Below are 2,071 nucleotides of genomic sequence, written 5' to 3'. Positions count from 1 at the left end.
AGCAACGTGAAATATTCGTGCGAAACACCCAACGCTACAATCAAATCGAAGCCGACGGACGGCGGAACACCGCGGCGGCCTTGGCTGAAGAGTTCAAAGTAAGTACATCAACGATCAATAAGATCGTGAAAAAACTATTAAAAGAACAAAACACCTCATAAGCAATCAACGTGGTAAATTGAAGCATAGAGTTAGGACCCATTGATTTCTTTTGTTGGCGCAGTCTCGCCACTATTGGCTAGACGAACGCAACCTTGCTTGCTCTTTGTTTGCTTTTCTGGTTTTTCTGGTTTGAAAAGAAACTAAGGAGAACTAAATGTCTATCGACATTAGCGGACTAAATGCCCCCGAACTTAGAGAACTAGCAGCCAAGATCGATAAGCGCGTTGTAGAAGTTGAAAAAGAGACACTGCAAAAGGCTCGAAACGAAATGCGCGCGATTGCAACAAAGCTGGGTGTGGACTTTGAGGATGTCATTAGGCTTCATTCCCGTACAGGCAAAAAATCAGCGGCCAAATACGCCAACCCTGATAACCCGGCACAAACTTGGACCGGACGCGGGCGGAAACCTGCATGGGTAATTGCAGCTCTGGAAGCCGGGAAATCCATCGACGACTTAACGATCTAGAAAGTGTATTTCTCTGGCCTGATGTAGGGTTCGAGATTTTCTGAGTGTAATACCTATTAAGGCAAGCTTTGGAGTTTGGGGTTCCCTCTGTTTCGTGGACGGTTACGGGCTTGGGGATTCCAGCCTTTCAGCGGCGACCCTTTCGTCGTTGATAGTTGACTTATACCCCAGAATGGCGGCGAGAGGGGTTGTACCAGCCTTCGATGAACTCGAAGCAGGTAACCCGCGCCTCGGCTTTGGTGCGGAACTTTCGGCTTTCGAGCAGCTCGCATTCGAGGGTGGCGAAGAAGCTCTCGCACATGGCGTTGACATAACAATCGCCGACCGATCCAATTGATGGTCTGACGCCCATTTCCTTGCAGCGTAGACCGAAGGCGACGGAGGTGTATTGCGATCCCCAATCGGAATGATGAATCACATCCGTCGGTTCGCGTTGTGCAACGGCCATGTTCATCGCATCAAGCACCAGTTGTGTTCTCTGCCGGTTGCCCATGGCCCAGCCAATGACGCGGTGGCTGAAGGCATCCAACACGACTGCAAGATACAGAAAGCCGGCCCAGGTCGACACATAAATGAGCACCTGTTCCCATCTCTGCGCCATGCTTGCCGCATAATCGTTGCCGCCCACATTCGAGCCTCGACAGTCTGTAAGCGGTGCGCCGACCCCACACTTATGGCCTAACGCCTGATCTGCGATTCAGAGGCTCTTTTGTTTCAAGGGAGTTTCTCGATGGGAGCTACAAGCGAGTTTCTGGCAATGGTGCCTCGCCGTGCTGACGGCAAGCGAAATTGGCCGCCAGAGTTGTAGGCACGGATCGTTGCGGAGACGCTGATTGAGGGCGAGACGGTCAAGGCTGTGGCGCAGCGATACGAGTTGATCCCCAGCACGGTGTCTGATTGGCGTCGGTTGGCACGGCAGGGCAAGCTGGTTTTGCCCAATTTGGGTGGCATGGATTTTGTGCTTGTTGAGATCGAGGCACCTGCATCGTTAGCCGATTGGAGAAGACGTAAGCGAGCGCTTGGATATCATCCCGGCCCAATTCCGCGTGATCGTCACGCGCCGTCCAAAATATGCCTGCCGGTCGTGCGAAGGCGGAATTGCTCAGGCCCCGGCACCCGCTCGCATCATCGCAGGCGGTCTGCCGACCGAGGCCACTTTGGCACATGTCCTGGTCTCTAAATTTGCAGATCACTTGCCACTCTATCGGCAAGCCCAGATTTACAGCCATCAGGGGATCGATCTGGATCGCTCGACCCTGTGCCGCTTGTTCGCCATTCTCTGTCCTCCGTTTCCTAAACATAACGGTGGACCAATTCAGATGCGGCACTCCACGCTGTCTTTGGTTTTTCCATGTGAAGTTTCCTCTGGTTGAACACAGAATGAGGTTAAGTTTTTTTGAGTTAGGTCAGCGCTGTCTCAAAGGAGCGGCAACCAAAAGCGAC

3 protein-coding genes and 2 pseudogenes are annotated in these 2,071 nt (G+C 52.5%); 4 read left to right on the top strand and 1 reads right to left on the bottom strand.

What is annotated here, in order from left to right; translation table 11 throughout:
* The first annotated feature begins 17 nt into the window (after window positions 1-17).
* A complete protein-coding gene (locus ABLN87_RS22125; protein ID WP_353014270.1) occupies window positions 18-161 on the top strand; it encodes a winged helix-turn-helix transcriptional regulator in 144 nt (47 codons plus the stop codon).
* 155 nt (window positions 162-316) lie between these two features.
* A complete protein-coding gene (locus ABLN87_RS22120) occupies window positions 317-628 on the top strand; it encodes an H-NS histone family protein (RefSeq protein WP_353014268.1) in 312 nt (103 codons plus the stop codon).
* 160 nt (window positions 629-788) lie between these two features.
* Here the strand turns inward: ABLN87_RS22120 and ABLN87_RS22115 are convergent, their stop codons facing one another.
* The gene (locus ABLN87_RS22115; RefSeq protein WP_417750418.1) at window positions 789-1,256 is read right to left on the bottom strand and encodes an IS3 family transposase; all 468 of its coding nucleotides are present in this window, start codon (window positions 1,254-1,256) and stop codon (window positions 789-791) included.
* A gap of 186 nt (window positions 1,257-1,442) precedes the next feature.
* On the opposite strand from ABLN87_RS22115, the pseudogene ABLN87_RS22110 reads away from it, so the two are divergent.
* Both ABLN87_RS22110 and ABLN87_RS22105 read left to right on the top strand, forming a co-directional pair.
* A pseudogene (locus tag ABLN87_RS22110) lies at window positions 1,443-1,556 on the top strand (transposase); the annotation flags it as partial.
* A 67-nt stretch (window positions 1,557-1,623) separates the two neighbouring features.
* Window positions 1,624-2,001: pseudogene (locus ABLN87_RS22105) on the top strand (transposase); the annotation flags it as partial.
* Between the last annotated feature and the right edge of the window lie 70 nt (window positions 2,002-2,071).

Source organism: Ruegeria sp. SCP10 (assembly GCF_040329495.1).
In the GTDB taxonomy this organism is placed as follows: Bacteria; Pseudomonadota; Alphaproteobacteria; order Rhodobacterales; family Rhodobacteraceae; genus Ruegeria.
Note: the sequence above shows the minus strand (reverse complement) of the source record. Positions and strands in the feature narration are given on the sequence as shown.

Bases quoted from the DNA above. Each gene is read 5' to 3' on its own strand.
- ABLN87_RS22120 (WP_353014268.1), top strand. From the start codon at position 317: ATGTCTATCGACATTAGCGGACTAAATGCCCCCGAACTTAGAGAACTA.